At 44.1% G+C, this 844-nt stretch carries 1 protein-coding gene; it reads left to right on the forward strand.

Translation table 11 applies throughout. The annotated features are described in order from the left end of the window. The first annotated feature begins 32 nt into the window (after positions 1-32). Positions 33-782: a polyketide synthase gene (locus NSS75_RS09775; RefSeq protein WP_198097424.1), complete on the forward strand. Its 750-nt coding sequence runs from the start codon at positions 33-35 to the stop codon at positions 780-782. Positions 783-844: the final 62 nt, after the last annotated feature.

Genomic DNA, 844 nt, shown 5'->3' on the forward strand with positions numbered 1-844 from the left:
TACATACAATCAGAAACCGTTAGGAGGACATCATGACGCATTCTGTTGTAGAGCTTTTTGAAATCGAGCCCGCTATTATTCAGGTCAAGATGCATGACCGTGTTCATAAAAACGCGTTTTCGCAAGAACTCACAGACGGATTAATTCAAGCGTTCGAATTCATTCGCAATCAACAAAGCTATAAAGCAGTGATTTTAACGGGATACGACAATTATTTTGCTTCAGGCGGAACACAAGAAGGTTTGCTGAGAATCCAGCAAGGAATCACCAAGTTTACTGATGACAATCTCTATTCTCTGGCACTTGATTGCAGAATTCCCGTCATTGCTGCCATGCAGGGTCACGGAATTGGGGGCGGCTTTGTCATGGGGCTCTTTGCTGATTTTGTTATTCTGAGCAGGGAGAGCGTGTATACCACTAATTTTATGAAATACGGGTTTACACCGGGTATGGGAGCTACTTTTATCGTTCCCCAAAAACTCGGGTTCAGCTTGGCGCAGGAGTTATTAATGAATGCAGGCAATTACCGGGGAGCCGATCTCGAAAAAAGAGGAATACCCTTTAAAGTCCTCCCTCGATCTGAAGTTTTGGAGTATGCTGTGGAGCTGGCGCGTGAGCTGGCGGAAAAACCGAGAAACTCCTTAATTACACTAAAAGACCACTTGGTTTCGCCGCTTCGCGAGCAGCTTCCCAGCGTGATAGAACAGGAGCTCGTTATGCATGAGAAAACATTTCATCAAGACGAAGTCAAAACGAGAATCACAGGTTTATATGGTAATTAATTGAATTAGAAACGATCGTCGTGTGATACATAAAAATGTGCAGGTGAAATGGAGGCAGCTCT

The sequence above is a fragment of the Bacillus sp. FSL K6-1012 genome (assembly GCF_037964915.1).
GTDB classification, from domain to species: domain Bacteria; phylum Bacillota; class Bacilli; order Bacillales; family Bacillaceae; genus Bacillus; species Bacillus halotolerans.

Excerpts from the sequence above, each read along its gene's own strand:
- NSS75_RS09775 (WP_198097424.1), top strand. The coding sequence starts at position 33 with ATGACGCATTCTGTTGTAGAGCTTTTTGAAATCGAGCCCGCTATTATT.